Origin of the sequence: Cellvibrio mixtus subsp. mixtus J3-8 (genome assembly GCF_000766945.1) — a bacterium.
GTDB lineage: Bacteria > Pseudomonadota > Gammaproteobacteria > Pseudomonadales > Cellvibrionaceae > Cellvibrio > Cellvibrio mixtus_A.
Genome location: NZ_KN266218.1, coordinates 1 through 2,947 on the forward strand (window position 1 = coordinate 1; position 2,947 = coordinate 2,947).

4 protein-coding genes are annotated in these 2,947 nt (G+C 49.8%); all 4 read left to right on the forward strand.

Going from position 1 to position 2,947, the window contains the following annotated elements:
• Positions 1-45 precede the first annotated feature (45 nt).
• Positions 46-363 carry a phage tail assembly protein gene (locus A596_RS21260; RefSeq protein WP_052417778.1) on the forward strand — a complete coding sequence of 106 codons (318 nt, stop codon included), beginning with the start codon at positions 46-48 and terminating at the stop codon, positions 361-363.
• A gap of 8 nt (positions 364-371) precedes the next feature.
• A complete protein-coding gene (locus A596_RS22820) occupies positions 372-491 on the forward strand; it encodes a GpE family phage tail protein (protein ID WP_084128775.1) in 120 nt (39 codons plus the stop codon).
• 41 nt (positions 492-532) lie between these two features.
• Positions 533-688 carry a hypothetical protein gene (locus tag A596_RS23220; protein WP_160280201.1) on the forward strand — a complete coding sequence of 52 codons (156 nt, stop codon included), beginning with the start codon at positions 533-535 and terminating at the stop codon, positions 686-688.
• 22 nt (positions 689-710) lie between these two features.
• The coding region (locus A596_RS21265) for a phage tail tape measure protein (RefSeq protein ID WP_084128778.1) at positions 711-2,947 on the forward strand (2,237 nt) is incomplete at its 3' end.

A 2,947-nucleotide genomic window follows, 5' to 3' on the forward strand; every position in this document is an offset into this window, starting at 1 on the left:
CTATCCATTGCCGGGCATTTTTAAAAATCCAATGGAGCTAAAACCATGAATGAAAAAACCAGCGTAGCAGTCACCCTATCCACCCCAATCAAACGCGGTGGCGGTGATATTAAATCCGTATCGTTACGCAGCCCAAGCAGCGGCGAGTTACGTGGACTGAGTTTAGTGGATTTGTTGCAGCTAGAGGTTGATGCGCTGCAAACACTGTTACCGCGCATTTCATCACCAAGTCTTACCAAACACGAAATTGCAGCAATGCCCGGACAAGACCTGGTCAGACTGGGAACGGAGGTGTCCATTTTTTTGACGCCGAAGGATGTTACGGAGCCGGGGGACAGCGCCGTGGAATCCCCCGCCGAGTAGAGGATGCGATGGCAGACATAGCGGTTATTTTCCATTGGCCGCTATCGGAACTCTGCCAGCTTTCCCTGAGTGAACTCATTGATTGGTGGGAGCTTGCGGCAAAGCGGTCTGGATCAGATAAAGATTAAGTGTTATTTTTGAGGCTCACACATGCTGCTGGTAAAACACAATGTTAACGGTTATTGGCTGGGTTCTTGGAACCGCAATCGCGTTAATCCTGCTAAGTCTGATCGCCTGGTGTGGTTATTTGGCATTGTCCATTGTGCGCTACCTGCTCGCCTCTCTGCTCTTGCCCTTCGGTGTAGACTTCTTTCCCAAGCGCTAACTAATCACGCTGGAGGTCGCTAATGTCTCGCGACCTTCAATTAAAAATTGTCCTCGGCGCTGTTGATAAAGCCACTCAGGTTATAAAAAAAATCCGGCAAGGCAATAAATCACTCGCGGATACGCTCAAAAAAACGCGCGATGAAAAAGCCAAACTGGATACCCAATTTAGCAACCTAAAATCGTATCGCACACTGCAAGCGCAGTTGCGTGCGAATGCACGCACGTTAAAAGACTCGACTGCATCCGTAACTGAAAACACAGCAGCGATGGAAAAGCAGCAAGCGGCCCACACCAATATCAAGGCCGCCTTAACCACCGCACGCAACCAACACAAAAAACTGACCGAAGCCCTGCTCGATGGCACAGGCCAAGGCGAGGCATTCCACCGCGAGTTGGAAAAAACCCGCATTAAATTGCTCACCAACCAACAGGCTTATGAAAAGTCGGCAAAGTCACTCTCGAATTACCGGGACAAAATACGCCACGGTGAGGCCGACGTAAAAAAATTGACGGCCACACACAAACGCCATCAGGAACAATTGGCACCGCTCACCAAAAAATTAATTGAGGCGGGAATAAACCTCGACAAGACGGGCAAGAGTGCGCGCGAGTTACGCAGTGCTACGCAACAGCTAACCGCATCCATTGATAAACAAAAAAACGCACTCGCCAAAATCAATAGCCAACTGGAAAAGCGCAAGCAGTTGGAAGCATCGCTTAAAAAAATGCACGGTGCTGGAATGAGTATGGCACTGCATGGCGCTGGTGCTGCCTATGTCGGTAAATCAGGCTTGGATAAAACGGCCAACGCTATTGCACCAGGCATTGATTTTGAAGCACGCCTGCGCGATATGAAAATCACTGGCGGCTTTTCCAAAAAAGCCGAAGCGCAACTCGGCAATCAAATCCGGTTGGATGCAGAAAAGTACGGCCAGTTTACCGAACAGATTGCCGATGGTTTGGCCGTACTGGTTGCCAACGGCATCACCAAAGTCAAGGATTTGAATTACTACTCGGCGGTGCTGGCAAAAAGTTCAGTCGCGACCAATTCCGATATGGAAGACCTCGGCAATTTGATTATCTCTTTGCGCAAAAACTTAAACGTTGCCGTGGGAGATATACCGGCGTCGCTCGATAGCCTGGCATACGCGGGCAAAGAGGGTTCATTTGAAATCAAGGATATGGCTAAGTGGTTGCCACAATTAAGCCCAATGATGGCAGCGCTCGGTGTGGAAGGCCGCAACGCCGTATCGGAATTAGGTGCCGCCTTGCAAATTGCGCGCTTGGGTGCAGGCAATTCCGATGAAGCGGCCAACAACCTGAAAAACTACCTCGCCAAAATTACTGCACCGGAAACCATCAAACATTTTGATGACGCCGGTATCGATCTTAAAAAGCGCTTGCTGGAATTAAGTGCGAAAGGTGTCAGTCCGGTGCAAGGTTCCCTTGAGGTTATTTCCGAGTACATGAAAACCAAAGGGCTTGGCGCGTTAAAAGAATTTAATGCGGCGATGAATATCAAAAACGATATTCAACGTGAAGCCGCGATGCAGCGGTTAACGGAAGCCTACGCATTGGGCGATTTATTCCGCGATATGCAGGCCATGAGTTTCATTCGCCCGGCTATCGCGAACAGCAAGCAAATGGCGGCCATTAATCGCGGTGCGCAAACGGCATCGGGCATGATCGATGCGGACTGGAAAGAGCGCATGGACACATCCAGAAAACAATTGGATGAATTAAAAATCAGTGTCGATGAGTTAAAACAAACTGCCGCCGATATTTTATTGCCGGAATTAAAAAAGCAATTGCCCGACCTGATTAAATTTGTGCGCAAGTTGGGTGAATGGATTAAAGCGAATCCGGAACTCGCGGCCAGCATTGCCAAATGGACAGTTGTTTTACTCGGCGCTGTTGCCATTTTGGGTGTGCTGGGTTTCGCGCTGGGTAACGCGATGATGGCCGTGTCCGGATTTGTCCGGGTTGCGCTGGCGCTCGGCGGCCCACTCAAAATGGTGGGGTCTGCATTGGTGTGGCTCAGCAGGCTTTTTCTCATGAATCCCATCGGCTTGGCCATCACCGCCATCGCACTGGGTGTGTACATGATTTACAAGCACTGGGAACCGATCAAAGCATGGTTCAAGGGCTTGTGGGGTGAAGTGAAGTCCGCGTTTGACCAAGGCATTTTTGGTGTAACCAAACTACTGCTCGACTGGTCGCCCTTTGGATTGATTTACAAGGGCATTGTGTGGGGTTT